The sequence below is a fragment of the Burkholderia sp. Bp9143 genome (assembly GCF_003853645.1).
Classification (GTDB): Bacteria; Pseudomonadota; Gammaproteobacteria; order Burkholderiales; family Burkholderiaceae; genus Burkholderia.
Map to the genome: position 1 here is coordinate 1 of NZ_QTPO01000011.1, position 20116 is coordinate 20116.

Here is a 20116-nt window from a genome sequence, read left to right on the forward strand (position 1 = left end):
TGAAGGTGCCGGACGTGAAGACGCTGGTCGAGAAGCTGAAGACCGAAGCCAAGGTGCTGTAAGAGGGAGCGGAAAGAGATGACGATTCTGGTGATTGCAGAACACGACAACGCGTCGATCAAGGCCGCGACGCTGAATACGGTGGCAGCGGCAGCCGAGGTTGGCAAATTCGTCGGCGGTGACATTCATGTGCTGGTCGCGGGCCACAATGCGCAAGCGGCAGCCGACGCAGCGGCAAAGATCGCAGGTGTGTCGAAGGTGCTGCTGGCCGACGCGCCGCAGCTCGAAGCGGGCCTGGCGGAAAACGTCGAAGCGACCGCGCTGAACATCGCGAAGGATTACTCGCACATCCTCGCGCCGGCTACGGCCTACGGCAAGAACATCGCGCCGCGTATTGCCGCGAAGCTGGACGTCGCGCAGATCTCGGACATCACGGCGGTCGATTCGCCCGACACGTTCGAGCGCCCGATCTACGCGGGCAACGCGATCGCGACGGTGCAGTCGAGCGATCCGATCAAGGTGATCACGGTGCGTGCGACCGGTTTCGACCCGGTTGCAGCCGAAGGCGGCAGCGCGGCGGTCGAGAAGATCGAAGCGGCAGCGGACGCCGGCAAGTCGCAGTTCGTGAGCCGTGAGGTGACGAAGCTGGATCGTCCGGAACTGACGTCCGCAAGCATCATCGTGTCAGGCGGCCGCGGTCTGGGCAGCGGCGAGAACTATACGAAGGTGCTGGAGCCGCTGGCCGACAAGCTGTCGGCAGCACTCGGTGCCTCGCGCGCGGCAGTCGATGCTGGCTACGTGCCGAACGACTACCAGGTCGGCCAGACCGGCAAGATCGTCGCGCCGCAGCTGTACATCGCGGTGGGCATCTCGGGTGCGATCCAGCACCTGGCCGGCATGAAGGATTCGAAGGTGATCGTCGCGATCAACAAGGATCCGGAAGCGCCGATCTTCAGTGTGGCCGACTACGGTTTGGTGAGCGACCTGTTCGACGCGGTGCCTGCGTTGATCGAGATCCTGTAGAACGATTTTTGCATTTTTCCGCGAATCCGGACGATGTCAGATTCCGGATTCAAACCTAGTCAGCCGCATCAAATCGTCAGCGGCGATAGCCGCATTTAATGGAGAGTATTCCTCATGATTTCCACTACCGATCCGCACATCAATCGCAAACCGCGCAATATTTCTCAGGCGGAATGGGATACGCGCGTGCAACTCGCTGCTGCATATCGTCTGGCGGCAAAGTTCGAGTTGACGGACTTGATCTATACGCATATTTCGGCGCGCGTACCGGGTACGAATGACCAGTTCCTGATCAATCCGCACGGCTGGTTCTTCGACGAGATTACGGCATCGTCGCTCGTCAAGATCGACGTGAACGGGAAACCGATTGGCGACGACCGGTTCGAAGTCAATGCGGCAGGTTTCACCATCCATAGCGCACTTCATCAGGCGCGGCACGATGTGGAGTGCGTCGTCCATCTTCATACCACGTACGGGATGGCAGTCGCGGCGATGGAGTGCGGGTTGTTGCCGCTCAACCAGATCAGCATGCAGTTCTACAATCGTGTCGCCTACCACGACTACGAGGGAATCTCGCTCGATCTCGACGAACGTCAGCGCATTGTCAAATCGATCGGGGAAAAGGACTACCTGATCCTGCGCAATCACGGGCTGCTGACGACGGGACGCTCGGTCGCAGAGGCATTCACGCGCATGTACTACTTGAACAAGGCGTGCGAGATCCAGGTGGCAACGTTGTCGGCGGGACAGAAGGTGACGATTCCTTCGCCGGAAGTATGCGAGCACGCGGCCAAGCAACACGACGATTACGCGTACCTGGATACGGTGCATCTCGATCGGGAGTGGACTGCGTTGCTGCGTCTTCTCGATCGCGACGGCGGCGGCTATCGCGTCTGAGCCCGATACGTTTCGCCGGGATCATTCAAGCAGGATGGTGCGATGCGTCGCTGCTTCTGCAGACACGTCGCACCGAATCTGACCCGGCAGCCCCGCGCCGGATCGGTGCCGGACAATCTCAATCATTTGACAGCATGATTAGGTGTGTTGGCATATCAATTTTTTGCGCTGCGCGAAGTCACGCTGACGGATCTTCGATTCCCGTTTACAGCACGATGGTACTCAGAGCGTGGCGTTGTCAAGTTGTCGAAAAGGTACGGCAGCGAACTGGTTCGCCGAGACGGTTTCGCCCATGTTCGACGCGAGGAATTGTTTGATGTCGCGATGAGCCCTGATCAGACGGGCGCGGTCGCTGGGCAACTGCAACTCGACCTTCCTGCGCAAGGCGGAAACAGCGAACCCGATTGGTGCGCGCTTGCGGCAGCCTATGAAAACGGTAAAGGTGGCTTGGGATTTGTTCTTGCGCAGAATATGTTTCTGTTGCCGGAGTATCCATGGACGATCAGCGCGCTCGCGTCTCGCCTTGCGATCAAGCCGCGTATGCTGCAAATGAGTTTGTTCCAGGAGTGCTATAGCTTCGATGCGGTATTGAGGCGATGCCGGCGGCTGAATGCGTTGCTGCAACTCGGGGGCGCGGGATGTGTCTTTGAAATTGTTGCTGGCCCCGTTTGCGCACCTGACAACATTGTCGCTCGTCACTGACCGGCGGTACGTTCGCACTAACCGAGCGGTAGCCGCGCTCTGGTGATACGGGGGGGCACCACCTGACGAATTGCTGCGGTCAGGCGGTTCGGAAAGTCTGCATTTAACTGTCGAAGCGTGACGAGGGCGTAGCGGTTAGCGCCGGCATAAACACCAACAGCCAGCTCTGAGCGATCGGCTCGCGGTATGCATGGCGGGAATCGCCAATCGTCATCCCCGGTCGGACGGGCATCGAGATTCTCGACGCCCGACCCGTTCAAGCAGCGGTATTGTTCAACCGAAGCAACCGGGGCCATTCTCCAGGATTGAAATGGTCAGAAGAAATCACGCAGTGCGAAATTACGTAAATTTTGAGCAGGAGCCGTCTCAGGCGGCGGGGCGTCAATAGTCACGATGCTCGCGGTCGCGCTCGTGTTCGTGCTCGCGCCACGGATCACGTTCACGCGGATGACGATGCATCCACGCGTCGTGCTCCCAGTAGCGATGGCCGTCCCAGTAGCGGTCGCCGTGCATGCCAATCGTGATCGACACATCCGCCGCCGGGGCCGGACGCTCTTCGTACGCGGGCTGCGGTGCAACGTAGACTTGCGCGAAGGCCGCGCTGGCCGCGACGAGTGTGCCGCCTGCCACGAGTGTCGGCAGAATTCGACGTATTGCCATTGTCATGGGTTTCATCGTGCTCTCCTCCATTAAATACCTGAAGACGAGCATGATTTGTTCCCATATGGAGCGGCAGACGCTTCGCTCGCTAGTTCAACCATGCCGCCGCGTCTCTTCGACGCCAGTGCCGATCCGGTGTCGGAACGCACAATGTCTCCGTCGCCGCAGGCTGGATACGCATGCGCTCCGAGGTACAGCGATGGAGGCGTCGTTGAGCGCTCGTGCGATTCACCGGAGGTGACCGTCGAAAGGCGCGTGGCGAATCAAGCAGTCGTCATACCGTTACCCGACGCGGCCGCGGCATTGGATGCGATGCCGCGGCCGGGAGAGGGGAACGGGCAGGTTCAGGTTCGCGGCATGGCGCAGCGTGCCATGCGTCGCGAACCAGCCTGCCCGCGGATCAGACGACCGCCGAGCGCGCGACCCGCACCGGCACCGACTTGTACGACGGCGTGCCGCTTTCCTTGTCGATGTAGTCGAGCGGCACGAGCACGTTCGCCTCCGGGTAATACGCGCCGACCGATCCTGGCGCGATGTCGTACTCGATCGCGGTGATCTTCTCGAGGCGCAGTGTGCGGCCAGACGCGGTGATCGTCTCGATGTCGACGAGGTCGCCGTGTTCGAGCCCGTACTTCGCGAGATCGGCCGCGTTCATGAACAGCACGTCGCGACGCCCGAACACGCCGCGATAGCGGTCGTCGAGCCCGTAGATCGTCGTGTTGTACTGGTCGTGGCTGCGCAGCGTGATCAGCCGCAGCACCTGCTCGGCGCCGAGCACGTCAGCGTCTTCCTTCACGCCCTTGTAGACCGAGAACATCGCCTTGCCGGTCGGCGTGGGCCACACGCGCTCGGTCGGCGGCAGCGGCAGGCGGAAGCCGCCCGGCGTGCGGATCCGCTCGTTGAACGCCTCGAAGCCGGGCACCGTCTTGTCGATCAGGTCGCGAATGCGGTCGTAGTCGGCGATCAGGTCGAGCCACGCGACCTTGCTGGCCGGCAGCGTCGCATGGGCGATCCCCGCGACGATCGCGGGCTCCGAGCGCAACTGGTCGGACGCCGGCTTGAGCTTGCCGGCCGACGCGTGGACCATCGACATCGAATCCTCGACGGTGATCGACTGCCGGCCGCTCGCCTGCATGTCGAGCTCGGTGCGGCCGAGCACGGGCAGGATATAGGTTTCCTTCGCCACCAGCAGATGCGAGCGGTTCAGCTTCGTGCCGAGATGCACGCTGAGGTCGAGCTTCGCCATCGCGGGGAACGACAGTTCGGGATCGGGCAGCGCGACCGCGAAGTTGCCGCCGAGGCACAGCAGCGCCCTGGCCTGGCCGTCGACCATCGCCTGCATCGCCTGCACGGCGTCGTGCCCGTGATGCGCGGGCGGCTTGAAGCCGCATACGTCCTCGATCTTCTGCAGGAACTCGGCCGACGGCTTCTCGGTGATGCCGACCGTGCGGTTGCCCTGCACGTTCGAGTGGCCGCGCAGCGGGCACACGCCCGCGCCGGGCTTGCCGAAGTTGCCGCGCATCAGCAGCAGGTCGGCGATCAGGCGCACGGTCGCGGTGCCCTTGTTGTGCTGCGTGACGCCCATCCCGTACGTGACGATCGTCGCGTTCGACTTCGCATAGGCGAGCGCGACCTGCTCGAGCTGCGCCTGGCTCAGGCCGCTCGCGCGCTCGATGTCGTCCCACGACGTGGCCTGCAGGTCGGTGGAGAACGCGTCGAAGCCGTTGGTGTGCTGCGCGATGAAGTCGCGGTCGAGCACGTCGCCGCGCTCGGCCTCGAGCTGCAGCAGTGCCTTCATGATGCCCTTCAGCGCGGCCGCGTCGCCGCCCGCGTCGACCTGGTAGTACGTCGACGCGATACGCGTCGAGCCGAACGACGCCATCTCGATCATGTCCTGCGGATCGGCAAAGCGTTCGAGCGCGCGCTCGCGCAGCGGATTGAACACGATGATCGGCACGTTGCGGCGCGAGCACTCGTGCAGCGTGCCCATCATCCGCGGGTGGTTCGTGCCCGGGTTGTGGCCGATCGAGATGATCAGCTCGCAGTGGTCGAAATCCTCCAGCGACACCGTGCCCTTGCCGATCCCGATCGATTGCGGCAGGCCGACGCTGGTCGGCTCGTGGCACATGTTCGAGCAGTCGGGGAAGTTGTTGGTGCCGAGCTCGCGCGCGAACAGTTGATACAGGTACGCGGCTTCGTTCGACGCGCGGCCCGACGTATAGAACTCGACCTGCTCGGGCGGCAGCGCGCGCAGCACCTCGCCGATGTGCGCGAACGCGTCGTCCCATTCGACCGCGCGGAACGTGTCGGTCGCGCGATCGTAGACGAGCGGATGCGTGAGCCGGCCCATGTTCTCCAACGCGTAGTCGGACATCCGCAGCAGCGACGATACCGTGTTCGCCGCGAAGAACTCGGGCGTCACGCGCTTGGTCGTCGCTTCCCACGTGACGGCCTTCGCGCCGTTCTCACAGAACTGGAACGTCGACTTGTGTTCCTTGTCGGGCCACGCGCAGCCGGGACAGTCGAAGCCGTCGGGCTGGTTGGTCCGCATCAGCACGATCGGCGCCTCGATGGTTTCCATCTGCGTGCGCACGGCCTCGGCTGTCGCGCGAAGCGCGCCCCAACCGCCGGCGGGCCCATCGTACTTCCTGATGCCTGGCACTTCGCGTCGATTTGTCATTTGAGTCTCCATGAGCCTTGTCCCGCTGCGGGCGGCTCGGGTTGCGCCGCGTCGCGGCGTGGGGCGGCGCCGTCGGGCGGACGGCGCCGGTCATGCGAGCCCGTGCGTTCGGGCCCGCCTGGTATCGGTGATTCAGGGTGCGTCCTTCTTCGCACTGGACGACTTCTTTCCGGATGCCTTCGCGACCGGCGGGGGCGTCTCGGCCTTCGCTTCGTCATCCTTTTCATCTTTCGATGCCTTCGCCGCTCGCCTTGTCGTAATCGACCTCGATGTGATCGCCGAAGGTCAGCTCGTCCGCAAGGATGTCCTTCGCGAGCTTCGTCTCGATGATCTGGCACACCTGCCGCTTCAGTTCGCGCGCGCCGAATTCCGGTTGATAGCCGGAATACCGGCCGCGTTCGACGCCGGCAACACCGGTGTTTCGCTCGGCCCGCGGCGTCACTTCGACTCCGTTCAAAATAGCGAATCGAACAATGGCCTCCAAGACACAGTTCCGCATCGGCCCGGCCGGGAATTGCACCCTCACATGCGTGCGAGCATGAGACGCAAGGAGTACAGACGAGCGCGCATGCGGGTGCGGCATGCGAGAGACGGAAACGTGGCGGCGCGCGACGCGCGCGAAGCGCGGTGCGACATCGGCGCGCAGGGCGCCGGTGGAGAGCAAACGGGACGGCGTGCGCGAAGTGAAACGCGGCTGCGCAAGCGCATGGGTGCGATGACGCGGTGCGGTGGCGTGTTCGGGCGGGTTTCGCCGGGCCCCGCGCGCACCGTAACCGGTGCGTGGCGCAGGGCCGAAGACGAAGAAGGCGGGTTGCACGGTGCCGGCCGGATATGGCGCAACCGTGGCGAACCGGTGTCAGTCGGAGAGTTTCATCGCGAGCCGATGCCGTGCGATCTGCTTCACGTCGGCTGATAGCGGCGCATTCGGCAGACCATTGGCCCAGACGGAGAACGAATCCTCGATCAGGTTGCGGGTATCGGGCGGCAGTTCGGCCAGCATCAGCGACACCACGGTGAACAATACGGCGGTGTCGCCGGCCTGGCGGCTCGCGTTCGCGTCGACGGCCTGCTTCAGGCTGTCGACCGACGCTTGCAGCGCCTGTAATGCGTCATTCGATTCGCTCATGTCACGCTCCATGCAGGAGGGTTCGGTCGGCGACGAACGTGCGGCCGGCCATGCGACCGGTGCGCGCGACACCCGGCAGGCCTCGCGCGCGGGCGGGACGTCAGGTCGCCGCGTTGGCCTGCGGCGCCACGGCCACCGATGCCTCGCTCGTCAGCATCAGGAACGTGAACGTTTCGCGCAGGTACAGGCGAACGACCTTGTCGGTATGGCTCGTGTAGCCGATCGACACGTCTTCGCCGAGGTGCAGTTCATAGTCGCCACCGCGGGTGGACAGCACGCAGCCGCCGCTGATCGCCGGCGCCCAGATGATCTCGCCGCTGACGATGCGCTTGATGTGGCCCAGCACCGGATAGCCCTGGTCGCGCGCTTCGCTGAGCGCCGTGTAGGCGTCCGAGCCGAGCACGACCGAGTACGGGCCGTCGACGCCGGCGAGCCGCAGCGCTTCGAGCGCATCGCTGATCGCGTCCGGGTACGCGCTGACGTCGGTCGGCAGCGTGAGCTTGCGGTTCGACGTGCCTTCACGGATGCCGACGATGTCGGCGGCTTGATAGCCGTCGAAGATCGCGCCGTCTTCGGCGAACGCGAGCCGTTGCGCGGCGTCCTTCGCCGGCTGCCAGTCGGCGTCGCGTGCGCCGCGCTCGACGCTGTCGATCGCATCGCGGCTCAGCTCGAACGGCACCGTCAGCTCGACGATCGTGCGGACTTCGCGCAGCCTTGCACCCACCAGCTCGCGCGGCGCGGCGACCTCGCGCAGATGCCCGGTGCCGACGGCCGACAGCTCGGGGCCGGCCGGGCCCTCGACGTCGACCACGCGGCGCCCGGCCACCGAGCGCTTGAAGGTGCGTGCCACTTCTTCCTCGATCTGCTCCCAGGCGGACGAGGCAATCGGCGCGAGTTCGCGGTGCAGGTTATTCATGGGCCTTGGCTCCTTTCAACGATCCGATGTTCAGCGAGCCGTCACGACGCGACTCGGGCGATGTGGGTGCCGGCTGCGCGGCGGCGGGGGCGTCGGCGGCCGGCACGGCGCGATCGGCGAGCGCTTCGAGCAGGTCGGCCGACGGCACGAAGAACAGCGAGCCGGTGACCGCGCGGCTGTAGTCGAGCAGCCGGTCGTAGTTGCCGGGCGGGCGGCCGACGAACATGTTCTCGAGCATCTGCTCGATCGGCGCCGGCGAGCGCGCGTAGCCGATGAAATAGGTGCCGAATTCGCCGGAGCCGGGGCGCCCGAACGGCATGTTGTCGCGCAGGATCTTCACTTCCTGGCCGTTTTCGTCGAGCGTGGTCAGCGCGCTGTGCGAGCACGACGGCTTCACGTCCGGCGCCAGCTCGATGTCGGACAGCTTGGTGCGCCCGATGATGCGCTCCTGCGTCTCGACCGCGAGCGCGTTCCAGCCGGCCATGTCATGCAGATATTTCTGCACGATCACGTAGCTGCCGCCGGCGAATTCCGAATCTTCGTCGCCGATCACCGTGAAGTCGACCGCCTCGCGGCCTTCCGGGTTCTCGGTGCCGTCGACGAAGCCGATCATCGCGCGCTGGTCGAAGTTGCGGAAGCCGTGCACCTCGTCGACGACCGTGACCGCGTCGCCGAGCGCGCCGAGCAGTTGCGTTGCGAGCTCGAAGCACAGGTCCATCGCGTCGGCGCGGATGTGCAGCAGGATGTCGCCCGGCGTCGCGACCGCCACGCGCTGGCCGGCGCCGAATTCGCGGAACGGATGCAGCGACGCGGGGCGCCGATCGCCGAACAGCGCATCCCATGCGTCGGCGCCGAAGCCGCATACGCAGGACAGGTTGCCGCCCGGCACGCGCTTGCCGACCGAGCGCACGAGCGCGGCGATGTCGCCGCACCACGCGCGGATCGTGTCGGCGCGGTCGGCGCCCGGGTTGACGGTTGCGACGAGGAAGATCGCGCTGCGCGTGATCGGGCTGTGAACGGCCTGGGAAAGCGGGGGACGGGTTTGCATCGCGGCCTGCCGGTCAGTCATGTCGGGACGGACGGGCCGCGATTGCCGCGGCGCGCGAAGACGAACGGTTGGACTGTGTCATGCGACGGTTCTCTTTGTGACATGCGGATGAAGGACGTTGCGCGGGCATCGCGCAACGGGCCGCGGCGGCGGCGGCCTGCCGCCCGGGCGCGCCAACGGGGAGGCAGACAGGGTGGCCGCGCGTTCGCCCTGCGCGTGACCCTTCCGCACCGCGTAACGTCGTCGAGCCTGCAATCTAGCAGCTTCGGCGGGTCTTTGGAACACGTATCGGCAATCTGTCATTCGAATGGATTGATCGGGGGTCGATTGTGCGTCGCGGATGTGCAGCTGTACTCCTGAAACCCGCGGCGCTGTGCTCTTGAGCGAGTGTGGCGCGTGCAGTAGATTAGGTTCGCTCCGCCCGCCGACGAGGACCATCATGATGAACCTGCTGGAAGCGATGCGTATTTATGTCGCGGTTGTCGAGCATGGCGGGGTGTCGGGCGCGGCGTCCGAACTGAAGCTCGGCGACGCGCAAGTCGGCGAGCGGCTCGACTGCCTCGAGCGGTATCTCGGCCGCCGGCTGTTGCTGGAGCGCGCGGGCGACGACGTGGCGTGTACCCATGCCGGCGTCGCGTTCCACCAGTGCTGCCGGCGGACGCTTGCCGCGATCGCGCAGGCCAGCACCGCGGCCGGTGCGTGCGCAACCGTTCCCGATGCATCCGTCGCGGGCTTCCCGCCGCCCGAAACCCTCCGCCGTGTCGACGGAACGTCGAGCGCGGCACACACGTCACTGCACCGGTCATCGCCTTGAATACGTCCACTGCTTCCGCCGATACGGCCGCCGAACGCATCCGCCGCCGCTTCGGACACTTCCTCCATGCAGCCGAGCTGGCCGGGCTGATCGTGATCGGTCTCGCGACCGCGTTCGCGATGACGCAGGAAGCGTGGAAGGTCGTGCTCGCGGGCGAGGTGTCGCTGACCGACCTGCTGCTGATGTTTCTCTATCTCGAGGTGCTCGCGATGGACGTGCGTTACCTGCGGCTCGGCCGGCTGCCGGTGCGCTTTCCGCTGTTCATCGCGATGACGTCGCTCGCGCGCGACCTGATCCTGCGCGGCGCCACCGACAGCCCCGAGCGGATGCTGATGACCACGTTCGGGATCGTGCTGCTCGCGGTGGGGGTGCTGATCCTCAGCTTCGGTCAGCATCGCTTTCCGGCGGAAGTCGACGATGTCGAGGAGGATGCGCATGCGCGGCGGTAACGTGCGACGCCGCGCATCGTGAAGCACGGATCGGCATGGGGCGCTGGCGGCGATCGCGAAGTCGCAGCCGATCGCCGCATGCATGGTGATGCCGAACTTCCAGAATCCGCTCGGTTTCCAGATGTCCGACGAGCGCAAGCGCGAACTGGTTGAATTCGCAACGAAGTCTGATATGCCCGTGATCGAGAGCGGCGTGTACAACGAACTGTATTTCGGCGAATCGCATCCCAGCGCGCTGAAGTCCTGCGACCGCAACGGGATCGTGCTGCATTGCGCATCGTTCTCGACGATGCGATGCGTTTGTACCAGCTCGCGCCGGAGCAGGGGATCACGATCGGGCCGGGCTACATGTTCTCGATCACGGACACCTACCGCAATTTCATCCGGCTGAACTACAGCAGCCCGTGGTCGCCGGAGATCGAGCGGGCGATCGTCACGGTCGGCGAGCTCGCGACGGCCTGCATGGACTGACGGCGCGGCATGTGGATTGCTTCGGTTGCAGGACACCCGCGTATGCGCATCCGGCGTGTTGCGCCGCAACGTCGATGACGTGCTACGCCGGTCGTGGAGCGCGTACAGGCCACGGTCCGTGTTTGCGTGCGCTGCGGGGCAGTCCGTACCTGTTCTTTTCAGGCAGGACGCCGATAATAAGATTGTTACCTCTCACTCCGGGAGCCACGCCATGTCCGGAAGCGACGCCGCGTCTTCACGTCCCGATCTCTCGCAGGGAATTGCACTCGACGACCTCGCCGACGGCGCGATGATCGAGGGTCAGGTCGGCGACGCAACGGTGCTGCTGGTGCGCCATGCCGACGAACTGTTCGCCGTGGGCGGGCAATGCCCGCACTACGGCGCACCGCTGGCCGAAGGGCTACTGGTCGGCGATACGATCCGCTGCCCGTGGCACCACGCGGCGTTCTGCTTGCGCACCGGCGAACTGCTGCGCGCGCCGGCCCTCGACGGCCTCACGTGCTGGCGCGTCGAGCGTCGCGACGGCCGAGCGGTCGTGCTCGATGCGCGGCCTGCCGCGTCGCCGCCCGTGTTGAACGCGGCCGGGCTGCCCGAATCGGTCGTGATCGTCGGCGGCGGCGCGGCCGCGATCGCGGCGGCCGTGACGCTGCGACAGGAAGGCTATCCGCACGCGATCACGCTGCTGAGCGCGGACAGCGAGCCGCCGTACGACCGGCCGAACCTGTCGAAGGATTATCTGGCCGGCACGGCTGAGGCCGACTGGCTGCCGCTGCGCGGTGCGTCGTTCTATACCGACCAGCGCATCGACGTGCGTTGCGGCACACGCGTCGCGCGGATCGACCCCTCGCAGCACGCGGTCGAACTCGCGGATGGCAGCCGCTTCGGCTACGGCGCGCTGCTGCTCGCCACCGGCGCCGAGCCGAACCGGCTGACCATCCCGGGCGCCGATCTGCCGCACGTGTGCGTGCTGCGCTCGCGTGCCGATTGCGATGCGCTGATCGGCAAGCTGAAGACCGCGCAGCGCTGCGTCGTGGTCGGTGCGAGCTTCATCGGCCTCGAAGCGGCCGCCGCGCTGCGCACGCGCGGGCTCGACGTGCAGGTGGTCGCGCCCGATGCACATCCGATGGCGCAGGTGCTCGGCGACGCGCTCGGCGACACGATCCGTGCACTGCACGAATCGCACGGCGTGGTGTTCCATCTCGGCGCGACGCCCACGCAGATCGCGCCGGACCGCGTGACGCTGTCGAACGGCGACGCGCTGCCGGCCGACGTGGTGGTGGTCGGCATCGGCGTGCACCCGAACGTCGCGCTCGCGCAGGACGCGGGGCTGGCCGTCGATCGCGGCGTGACGGTCGACCGTTTCCTGCAGACGAGCGCACCGGACATCTACGCGGCCGGCGATATCGCGCGCTGGCCCGATCCGTTGACGGGCGATCGCATTCGCGTCGAGCACTGGGTCGTCGCGGAGCGGCAGGGCATCGCCGCGGCGCGCAACATGCTCGGCCAGCAGCGGCCGTTCGACGCGGTGCCGTTCTTCTGGAGCCAGCACTACGACCAGACGGTCCGCTATGTCGGACATGCGGAGCAATGGGACCGCGTCGAGATCGACGGCGATTTGCGCGCGCATGACGGTTCGGTGGCGTTCTGGCGCGGCAATGCACGGCTCGCGGTCGCGACGATCGGCCGCGATCTCGACTGCCTGCGGGCGGAAGCAGCGCTCGAGAAGCAAGGCGCGCCGCACGTGTGATGGCGGGATGGTTCGGTGACGTGCCGCGGCATCGTGCGACGCGCGCACCGAAACCGGCATTCGATACGCGTTGCACCGACGGGGCCCGTCCAGGAACCTCGACTTCAGTTTCTCCATCAAGGTGTTCCTGTCGCTGACCGAAGACGCGGCCGACACCGCGCGCAGCAAGGTTGACGGCTGCGGTCGGCGTGACGATCGATTGCATCGTGTCGCCACGCGTGACGGCCGTCACACAGCAGCTGATGGAGATGATTCTCGCGGCGATCGCGATGAAGATGATCGTCGCGAACCTGAAGGTCGCGATCGCACGCATCGAAACGGCACTCGACACATCGCGCGAGCGGCCGGTGGACGATGCGCTGATCGAGCGCATCGCGCGCAAGGCTCGGCCCGGCACCGTGTCGCTCGACGTTGCCGGGACGCAGCGCGATGTCCATTCGCTGAGCGTCGCGCTCGCACCGCTCGGCGGCGAAGTCACCGACACCACGTTGTTGATCGACGATGAACGGAAACGCGTCGAAGCGATCTCGCATGCGCGAGACGGCGACGACGCAGTCGCCGACTGACGACCGCGCCGTGGCGCGCAGTTTTGGCCGATTCGGGCGAGACAAGGTGAAGAAATGACGTGGAATGCCACGCCTTCCGCGAAAAATACATACGGTCATACCGATCGCGGGAGATTGAATCTCGCAATGCGACCACCGCGGACGGATAGAATTATTCGATGAGCCGCGAATGCACGACACGCTTCTTCTATACTGCTAAGCACTTGTTGGTCCCGGCCGAACAGCCTGGCCGCTCGTTCGGGCGGTGTGCGGATGTGTCGCCGAATGCCCGGTGTCGCACCCCGCATCGCATGCCCGCGGCGGTTTCGGCCGATCCATCTGCCGGGCCGCATCCCAAGGAGCTTCGATGCCTCACGTCCTGATCGTCGAAGACGATGCCGATACACGTGCGATGCTCGCGACGCTCGCGCAGACGCAGCAGCTCGTGTGCGACACGGCTGCAACGCTCGAGGAAGCGCGCACGCTCGTCTCGACGAATACCCCCGATCTCGTGTTGTGCGATCTCGTGCTGCCGGACGGCAACGGGATGGATCTGTTCGACGCATTGCCCAAGCGCGGGCATTGCGAGATGGTGCTGACCACCGGTCACGCGAGCCTCGAAACCGCGATCGATGCATTGCGGCGCGGCGCGACCGACTACCTGGTGAAGCCGCTCAACATGCAGCGGCTGAACAGCATCTTCGCGCGCGTGCCGCGCACCACCGCATTGCATGAGGAGATCGCCGAGTTGCGTTCGGAGTTGAAGCGCCTCGGGCGCTTCGGCCGGATGCTCGGCAGCTCGCCCGCGATGCAGGCCGTCTACGATGCGATCGGCCGCGTCGCGCGGACCGAAGCGTCGGTGCTGCTTACCGGCGAATCGGGCACCGGCAAGGAGCTCGCCGCCCAGACGGTGCACGACCTGAGCCTGCGCCGGCGCGGCCCGTTCCTCGCGGTGAACTGCGGCGCGATCGCCGCGAACCTCGTCGAAAGCGAGATGTTCGGCCACGACCGCGGCAGCTTCACCGGCGCGGAGCGGCAGCACAAGGGCTTCTTCGAGCGTGCGGACGGCGGCACGCTGTTCCTCGACGAAATCACCGAGATGCCGGTCGAATCGCAGGTCAAGCTGCTGCGTGTGCTGGAAACCGGGCGGCTTACGCGGCTCGGCTCGACACGCGAGATCGACGTCGACGTGCGTATCGTCGCGGCGACCAATCGCGATCCGGAAGCTGCGATGGCCGACGGCAAGCTGCGGCCCGACCTCTATCACCGGATCAACGTGTTCCCGATTCCGCTGCCGTCGCTGAGCGAGCGCGGCGACGACATCCCGATGCTCGCCGACTCATTCCTGCAGCACTACAACGAGGAAAGCGGGCGCAACCTGCGCTTCTCGTCGGCCGCGCGCGAAGCGCTGAAGACCTACGCGTGGCCCGGCAACGTGCGTGAACTGCGCAACTTCGTGCAGCGCGCGAGTATCTTCAGCGACACCGACGTGATCGACACGCTGCCGCCGCCGATCATGGACGAGCTCTCGAACATGGTCGACGCGCACGAGGATCGCGTGACGGTGCCGTTCGGCACGCCGCTCGAGGAAGTCGATCGCAAGCTGATTCTCGGCACGATCGCGCAATGCGGCGGCGTGAAGGCGCAGGCGGCCGAAGTGCTCGACGTCAGCCTGAAGACGATCTACAACCGGCTCGCGCAACTGGAAGACGAAGCGGAAAAGCCGGACGCCTGATGCCGCGACGCATGCGGTCGGGTGGTGAGCCTCCCGGGTAAGCGGGCGAGGCAGTGGTGGCGGTCTGCGAGCATCTGCCGCGCCTGTTCCTTCACCCGGGCGGGCGGCCGCCGGTCATCCGGCAGGAGCGTGTCCGATGATTGAACGTGCATGGCCGCAGGCCGGAAATTACGCTACCGCCGTGATGCTGGTCGCGACCGCGACGGTGCTGCAAGCGCTGGCGATCCGCTTCGGCGGCGTGAATCTGCCGCTGGTCCTGTACTACCCGCTGCTCGCGGGTGCCGTATGGCTGACGTCATTTCTGTTCGGCATCGTGTCGACCGCGGTCAGCGGACTACTCGTGTGGACGCTGTTCCTGTCCGATCCTGCCTCGTATACCGAACCGCTGCCGAACCGTCTCGTGCGCCTCGGCACCTTCATGCTGGTGGGCGCGCTGGTTTGCGCGGTCGCGGCGATGCTGCGTCACGCGCGGCTCACGAACGACCTCGCTCGCCGGCGCGAGGCCGCCGCGAGGGGGCAGCTCGAAGCCGTGCTGCAGGCGCTGCCGCACGGCGTGATCGCGATCGATGCGAAGGGCCGGGTGACCTATGCGAATGCGGCCGCGGGAGAACTGGCGGGCTTCGACATTGACGACGCGGCGGGCCGGCCCGTGCGCGACGTGCTGCGCGTGTTCGATCGCGACGACCGGCCTGTGCGGACGACGCCGCTCGATCGTGCGCTCGGCGGTGCGCACGTCATGTCCGACCGCCACTGTCTGCATGACGCCGACGGCGGCGCACCGGTGCCGATCGTCGAGACCGCATCGCCGATCGCGGACGCGAACGGCAATATCGACGGCGCGGTGCTGCTGTTGCGCGATGGCGGCGCGGAGCGCGCGCTTGCCGATGCGTCGCGGCTTCAGCGCGCGGTGGTCGACGCATCGCCGGACGCGATCATCGGGATCGACAGTCATGGCGGCATCGTCAGCTGGAACCCGGCCGCGCAGCGGATCTTCGGGTATGACGAAAGTGACGCGCGCGGTCGTATGCTGGAAACGCTGATTGCAATGCGCTGGCTGCGCCACAAGCCGCTCGCCAAGTCGCTCGACGCGATGCGCGACGCGATCGGCCCGCTCGAATTGCTGTGCGTGCGACGCGACGGCCGGCGCTTTCGGGCAACCGTGTCCGCGTGTCCGGTGCGCGGCGAGGCGCGCGGTTGCGTTGCGCTGTCGCTGACGCTGCGCGAGACGGGCGCGCAGCGCCGCCGCGACCTGCGCACGCAGCGCTCGCTGCAGGGCGCGCGCGACGCACGCGACCAGGCCGATACGTCGAATCGCCTGAAGGATGAACTGCTCGCGACTGTGTCGCACGAACTGCGCACGCCGCTGAACGTAATCTATGGCTGGATCGAGGTGCTGCGCAATTCCGGCGACGACGCGCTGCAGCAGCAGGCGATCGACGCGATCGACCGCAGCGCGCGTTCGCTCACGCGCATGGTGGGCGACATCCTCGATGCGTCGTCGCTGGCCACCGGCAAACTGCAGCTCGACGCGGTGCCGGTGGACGTCGTGCGGCTCTTCGCGGATGCGACGGGCGCGTTCCGGACGGCCGCATCGTTGGCCGGCATCGCGCTCGAATTCGACTGCACCGCGCATGCCTGCGTGGTGTCGGGCGACGCGGAGCGATTGCGGCAGATGCTTTCGAATCTCGTGTCCAACGCGCTGAAATTCACGCCGGACGGCGGTACGGTGACGGTCACGCTGTCGCGCGACGCCGCGCACGCGATGCTGACCGTCGCCGATACCGGGCAAGGCATCGCGCCCGAGTTCATCCCGTACGTGTTCGACATGTTCCGCCGTGCCGACGATTCGCCCGCATCGTCGCGGCGCGGGCTCGGGCTCGGCCTGTCGATCGTGCGGCACATCGCGGAGCTGCACGGCGGCACGGTATGCGTGGAGAGCGCAGGCCGCAATCGCGGCGCGACGTTTACGGTCACGCTACCGGCCGGCTGGCAGCCGATGGGCGCGATGGCGTGGGGCGGCATGCACGCCGACGGTCGGCGCGATCCGATGATGCTCGATTCGCAGCGCATCCTGATCGTCGACGACGACGCGACCACGCGTGCGAGCCTGACCGCCGCACTGACGACGCTGGGGGCAGCCGTTGCCATCGCGTCGTCGGGCCGCGAAGCGGTCGCCGTTGCCGCCGACATGAAGCCGACTGTCGTGCTGTCCGATCTCGCGATGACTGACGGCGACGGTTTCTGGCTGCTCGACGCGTTGCGCCGCGGCGGCGCGAATGGCGGCAGCCCGCCCGACCTGCGGGTGCTTGCGGTGACCGCGCATGCCGGCCTCGCCGACGAGCGCCGTGCGCTCGCGGCGGGCTTCGACGGCTATCTGTGCAAGCCGGTCGACGTGCGCGAGCTCGCGCACAAGATCGCGCTCGTGACGCAGCGCGACGACTGACCTCCCACCGGCTTCGACGCCGCCGCTCATCCCGGGCGGGCCCCCTTTTCGCTGATCAGCGAGATCCCTTTCCTGGTGGTGCTCCCGATGTCGGGACGCACCGACGGGCCTCGTTGTGTGTGCCGTCAGCAATTGCCACGCCCGGCACTGTGCCGGGAAAGCCGCGCGCGGCGCTCGACCACGAAGGGCATCCATGCGTGGGAAGTGAAGAAAGGCCGGAACGAAATCCAGGCGCGCGTGAACGGCCGAATCACCTGCAACACGGAGGCGCATCTGGTTCAGACGGCGCTCGACGGAGTCGGCATCGCGTTCGTCACCGAGGGCATCGTGCTCGACCACGTGCGCAACGGCAGGCTGCGGATCGTGATGCCGGACTGGTGTCCGGCGTTTCCCGGCTATCACGCGTATTATCCGAGCCGCCGCCAGGCGTCGCGTGCGTTCTCGATCGTGATCGATGCGTTGCGGCATCGGGCATAGCGGGGCGTCGGAGCCGGGCATCTCCGGGCTGGGTGCGCGTGCCCGGATCATGCACAATACCCGCCATCTGAGATGCGGAGACCAGCCCCGTGGGAATCAACTTCGATTTGACCGACTTGCAGGCGTTTCGCGCCGTGGTGGAGCTGGGCAGCTTCCGGAAGGCCGCCGAGTCGATCAGCATTTCGCAGCCCGCATTGAGTCGCCGGATCGACAAGCTGGAGGAAGCGCTCGGCGTGCGCCTGTTCGAGCGCACCACGCGCAGCGTCACGCTGACCACCGTCGGCCGCGTGTTCGCGCCGAGCGCCGAGCAACTGCTGGACGATCTCGACGTCGCGCTGCTCGGCATCCGCGACGTGTCATCGAGTCGCCTCGGCCACGTGACGATCGCGTGCGTGCCGTCGGTCGCCTACTACTTTCTGCCCAACGTGATCGCGAGCTATCATCGCCGCTTTCCGCGCATCCGGGTCAAGCTGCTCGATGCGAGCGCGAACGAGGTGCTGAGTGCCGTGATCAGCGGCGAGGCCGATTTCGGCGTGAGTTTCATGGGCAGCCAGGAGCCCGAGATCGAGTTCAAGCTGCTGCTGCAGGAGCGGTTCGTCGCCGCGTGCCGGCGCGACCATCCGCTCGCGCGCAAGAAGCGTGTGACCTGGAACGAGCTTTACGAGTACGAGTATGTGTCGGTGGACAAGACGTCCGGCAACCGACTGTTGCTCGACCAGGCGCTGACGGCCGTCGCGCCGCGCGCGCCGAGCGTGTGCGAGACGCGCCACGTGACGACCATGCTCGGGTTGATCGAGGCGGGGCTCGGTGTTGCCGCGGTACCGTCAATGGCGATGCCCGGCGATGATCATCCGCTGCTCACGAGCGTGCCGCTCGTCGAGCCGGTGGTCAAGCGCCGGGTCGGCATCGTGAAACGGCGGGGACGCCCGCTGACGCCGGCGGCGGAGGAGTTTCACCGGGCGGTCGTCGGCGCGAAGCGCGGCGGCACCGCGCGCGGCGATGGATCGAAGTCAGTGACGCATACGACCGATACAACAGGAACATCGAGGAAGACCGCATCGTGAGGCTGGCAAGACCGCTTCGTTCGCTCTACGTGCAGGTGCTGCTGGCGATGGTGCTCGGCGTGAGCGTCGGCCACGTCTGGCCGTCGGCGGGCGCGATGCTCAAGCCGCTCAGCGATGCATTCGTCGGTCTCGTGCGGATGATGATCGCGCCGATCGTGTTCTGCACGATCGTCTCGGGCATCACGTCGCTCGCGAACGGCAAAGCCATCGGACGTACGATCGTCCACGCGCTGGCGCTGTTCTATCTGCTGACCGCCGCCGCGCTCGCATTCGGGCTCGTCACCGCGTTCGTGCTGCGGCCCGGCGCCGGCATGCACGTCGACGTGCGCCATCTCGATTCGAGCATCCTGGCGCAATACGTGCAGCATGCGCAGCCGCACGGGCTCGTCGAGTTCGCGCTGAGCGTGATCCCGGACACGATGCTCGGCGCGTTCCAGAAGGGCGAGGTGCTGCCCGTGCTGCTGCTGTCGCTGCTGTTCGGTTTTTCGCTGAATGCGTATCCGCAGGCCGGGCGGCCCGTGCTGGCGCTGATCGACGGTGTCGCGCAGGTCGTCTTTCGCGTGCTGGCGATGATCATGCGGCTCGCGCCGCTCGGCGCATTCGGCGCGATGGCGTTTACGGTGGGCCGCTTCGGCATCGGCTCGGTCGGCTCGCTCGCGCGGCTGATGGCGTCGTTCTACGTGGCCTGCGGACTGTTCGTCGCGCTGGTGCTCGCACCGCTCGCACGACTGCACGGTTTCGCGTTGTGGCGGCTGTTGCGCTATCTCCGCGAGGAATTGCTGATCGTCCTCGCGACGTCGTCCACGGAGCCGGTATTGCCGCGGCTGATCGTCAAGCTGGAGTCGCTGGGTTGCGACAAGGGTGTCGTCGGGCTCGTGCTGCCGGCCGGCTACTCATTCAACCTGGACGGCACCGCGATCTACCTGACGCTCGCCGCATTGTTCATCGCGCAGGCGTGCGACGTGCCGCTTTCCGCGCCGCAAATCGCGGCGATGCTGGCGTTGATGCTGCTGACGTCGAAGGGTGCGGCCGGCGTGTCCGGCAGCGGGCTCGTCGCACTCGTCGCGACACTCGCGGTGATGCCCGACCTGCCGGTGGCCGGCGTCGCGCTTCTGGTCGGCATCGATCGCTTCATGTCGGAAGCGCGCGCGCTGACGAGCGTGATCAGCAATGCGTGCGCGGTGATCTTCGTGTCGTCGTGGGAAGGGGCGTGCGATCGTGCGCGTCTCGCACTGATGCTGAGCACGGCCGGGCCGGCGGGCCCGAACGGTATCGACGATGCCGGGCGCGACGGGAAGGCTGTCTGATGCACGCCTTCC

Annotated in this window: 17 protein-coding genes and 2 pseudogenes; 13 read left to right on the forward strand and 6 right to left on the reverse strand. The window is 66.4% G+C overall.

The window, feature by feature from the left end:
• Nucleotides 1–78: 78 nt before the first annotated feature.
• From DIE23_RS10230 to DIE23_RS10240, 3 genes are all read left to right on the forward strand, one after another.
• Complete coding sequence (locus DIE23_RS10230; RefSeq protein WP_124612018.1) at nucleotides 79–1023, forward strand: electron transfer flavoprotein subunit alpha/FixB family protein; 945 nt, start codon at nucleotides 79–81, stop codon at nucleotides 1021–1023.
• Between the two features lie 114 nt (nucleotides 1024–1137).
• The gene (locus DIE23_RS10235) at nucleotides 1138–1920 is read left to right on the forward strand and encodes a class II aldolase/adducin family protein (protein ID WP_124612019.1); all 783 of its coding nucleotides are present in this window, start codon (nucleotides 1138–1140) and stop codon (nucleotides 1918–1920) included.
• Between the two features lie 144 nt (nucleotides 1921–2064).
• Nucleotides 2065–2622: a hypothetical protein gene (locus tag DIE23_RS10240; RefSeq protein WP_124612020.1), complete on the forward strand. Its 558-nt coding sequence runs from the start codon at nucleotides 2065–2067 to the stop codon at nucleotides 2620–2622.
• A gap of 381 nt (nucleotides 2623–3003) precedes the next feature.
• On the opposite strand, the gene DIE23_RS10245 is transcribed toward DIE23_RS10240, so the two are convergent.
• From DIE23_RS10245 to DIE23_RS10270, 6 genes and pseudogenes are all read right to left on the reverse strand, one after another.
• Entirely contained in the window at nucleotides 3004–3297 is a 294-nt protein-coding gene (locus DIE23_RS10245) for a hypothetical protein (RefSeq protein WP_124612021.1), read from the reverse strand.
• Nucleotides 3298–3682: 385 nt separating this feature from the next.
• The gene (locus tag DIE23_RS10250) at nucleotides 3683–5962 is read right to left on the reverse strand and encodes an FdhF/YdeP family oxidoreductase (RefSeq protein ID WP_124612022.1); all 2280 of its coding nucleotides are present in this window, start codon (nucleotides 5960–5962) and stop codon (nucleotides 3683–3685) included.
• Nucleotides 5963–6094: 132 nt separating this feature from the next.
• Nucleotides 6095–6446, reverse strand: a pseudogene (locus DIE23_RS40085) (Clp protease ClpC); the annotation flags it as partial.
• 372 nt (nucleotides 6447–6818) lie between these two features.
• Nucleotides 6819–7088 carry a hypothetical protein gene (locus DIE23_RS10260; protein ID WP_124612023.1) on the reverse strand — a complete coding sequence of 90 codons (270 nt, stop codon included), beginning with the start codon at nucleotides 7086–7088 and terminating at the stop codon, nucleotides 6819–6821.
• A 100-nt stretch (nucleotides 7089–7188) separates the two neighbouring features.
• The gene (locus DIE23_RS10265; RefSeq protein WP_124612024.1) at nucleotides 7189–8004 is read right to left on the reverse strand and encodes a family 1 encapsulin nanocompartment shell protein; all 816 of its coding nucleotides are present in this window, start codon (nucleotides 8002–8004) and stop codon (nucleotides 7189–7191) included.
• On the reverse strand, nucleotides 7997–9073 hold the full coding sequence (locus DIE23_RS10270) for a Dyp-type peroxidase (protein WP_124612025.1): 1077 nt from the start codon (nucleotides 9071–9073) through the stop codon (nucleotides 7997–7999). Before DIE23_RS10270 ends, DIE23_RS10265 begins: the two co-directional genes overlap by 8 nt.
• Nucleotides 9074–9491: 418 nt before the next feature.
• On the opposite strand from DIE23_RS10270, the gene DIE23_RS10280 reads away from it, so the two are divergent.
• The 10 genes and pseudogenes from DIE23_RS10280 (at nucleotide 9492) to dctA (ending at nucleotide 20104) form a co-directional block, all read left to right on the forward strand.
• Complete coding sequence (locus DIE23_RS10280) at nucleotides 9492–9866, forward strand: LysR family transcriptional regulator (protein WP_260436024.1); 375 nt, start codon at nucleotides 9492–9494, stop codon at nucleotides 9864–9866.
• Nucleotides 9863–10315 (forward strand): phosphate-starvation-inducible protein PsiE, encoded by a 453-nt coding sequence (locus tag DIE23_RS10285; RefSeq protein WP_124612027.1) that lies wholly within the window; start codon nucleotides 9863–9865, stop codon nucleotides 10313–10315. The genes DIE23_RS10280 and DIE23_RS10285 overlap by 4 nt, the downstream gene beginning before the upstream one ends.
• A 40-nt stretch (nucleotides 10316–10355) precedes the next feature.
• Nucleotides 10356–10786 (forward strand): annotated as a pseudogene (locus DIE23_RS10290) (hypothetical protein); the annotation flags it as partial.
• Nucleotides 10787–10997: 211 nt separating this feature from the next.
• Nucleotides 10998–12533 (forward strand): FAD-dependent oxidoreductase, encoded by a 1536-nt coding sequence (locus DIE23_RS10295; protein ID WP_124612028.1) that lies wholly within the window; start codon nucleotides 10998–11000, stop codon nucleotides 12531–12533.
• A 170-nt stretch (nucleotides 12534–12703) separates the two neighbouring features.
• The gene (locus tag DIE23_RS10305; RefSeq protein ID WP_260436025.1) at nucleotides 12704–13099 is read left to right on the forward strand and encodes a hypothetical protein; all 396 of its coding nucleotides are present in this window, start codon (nucleotides 12704–12706) and stop codon (nucleotides 13097–13099) included.
• A 346-nt stretch (nucleotides 13100–13445) separates the two neighbouring features.
• Nucleotides 13446–14813: a sigma-54 dependent transcriptional regulator gene (locus DIE23_RS10310; protein WP_124612029.1), complete on the forward strand. Its 1368-nt coding sequence runs from the start codon at nucleotides 13446–13448 to the stop codon at nucleotides 14811–14813.
• 136 nt (nucleotides 14814–14949) lie between these two features.
• Nucleotides 14950–17256: a PAS domain-containing protein gene (locus tag DIE23_RS10315; RefSeq protein ID WP_124612030.1), complete on the forward strand. Its 2307-nt coding sequence runs from the start codon at nucleotides 14950–14952 to the stop codon at nucleotides 17254–17256.
• Between the two features lie 132 nt (nucleotides 17257–17388).
• Nucleotides 17389–17733 (forward strand): LysR substrate-binding domain-containing protein, encoded by a 345-nt coding sequence (locus DIE23_RS10320; protein ID WP_260436026.1) that lies wholly within the window; start codon nucleotides 17389–17391, stop codon nucleotides 17731–17733.
• A gap of 89 nt (nucleotides 17734–17822) precedes the next feature.
• The gene (locus DIE23_RS10325; protein WP_124612031.1) at nucleotides 17823–18797 is read left to right on the forward strand and encodes a LysR family transcriptional regulator; all 975 of its coding nucleotides are present in this window, start codon (nucleotides 17823–17825) and stop codon (nucleotides 18795–18797) included.
• Nucleotides 18794–20104 (forward strand): C4-dicarboxylate transporter DctA, encoded by a 1311-nt coding sequence (gene dctA / locus DIE23_RS10330; RefSeq protein WP_124612032.1) that lies wholly within the window; start codon nucleotides 18794–18796, stop codon nucleotides 20102–20104. The genes DIE23_RS10325 and dctA overlap by 4 nt, the downstream gene beginning before the upstream one ends.
• The last annotated feature ends 12 nt before the right edge of the window (nucleotides 20105–20116 follow it).

What these genes read in the sequence shown, in the direction of transcription:
- DIE23_RS10310 (WP_124612029.1), top strand. Translation starts at nt 13,446, where the DNA reads ATGCCTCACGTCCTGATCGTCGAAGACGATGCCGATACACGTGCGATG.
- DIE23_RS10235 (WP_124612019.1), top strand. Translation starts at nt 1,138, where the DNA reads ATGATTTCCACTACCGATCCGCACATCAATCGCAAACCGCGCAATATT.
- DIE23_RS10250 (WP_124612022.1), bottom strand. Translation starts at nt 5,962, where the DNA reads ATGACAAATCGACGCGAAGTGCCAGGCATCAGGAAGTACGATGGGCCC.
- DIE23_RS10230 (WP_124612018.1), top strand. Translation starts at nt 79, where the DNA reads ATGACGATTCTGGTGATTGCAGAACACGACAACGCGTCGATCAAGGCC.
- DIE23_RS10245 (WP_124612021.1), bottom strand. Translation starts at nt 3,297, where the DNA reads ATGAAACCCATGACAATGGCAATACGTCGAATTCTGCCGACACTCGTG.
- DIE23_RS10260 (WP_124612023.1), bottom strand. Translation starts at nt 7,088, where the DNA reads ATGAGCGAATCGAATGACGCATTACAGGCGCTGCAAGCGTCGGTCGAC.
- DIE23_RS10270 (WP_124612025.1), bottom strand. Translation starts at nt 9,073, where the DNA reads ATGACTGACCGGCAGGCCGCGATGCAAACCCGTCCCCCGCTTTCCCAG.
- DIE23_RS10265 (WP_124612024.1), bottom strand. Translation starts at nt 8,004, where the DNA reads ATGAATAACCTGCACCGCGAACTCGCGCCGATTGCCTCGTCCGCCTGG.
- DIE23_RS10295 (WP_124612028.1), top strand. Translation starts at nt 10,998, where the DNA reads ATGTCCGGAAGCGACGCCGCGTCTTCACGTCCCGATCTCTCGCAGGGA.
- DIE23_RS10315 (WP_124612030.1), top strand. Translation starts at nt 14,950, where the DNA reads ATGATTGAACGTGCATGGCCGCAGGCCGGAAATTACGCTACCGCCGTG.
- DIE23_RS10280 (WP_260436024.1), top strand. Translation starts at nt 9,492, where the DNA reads ATGATGAACCTGCTGGAAGCGATGCGTATTTATGTCGCGGTTGTCGAG.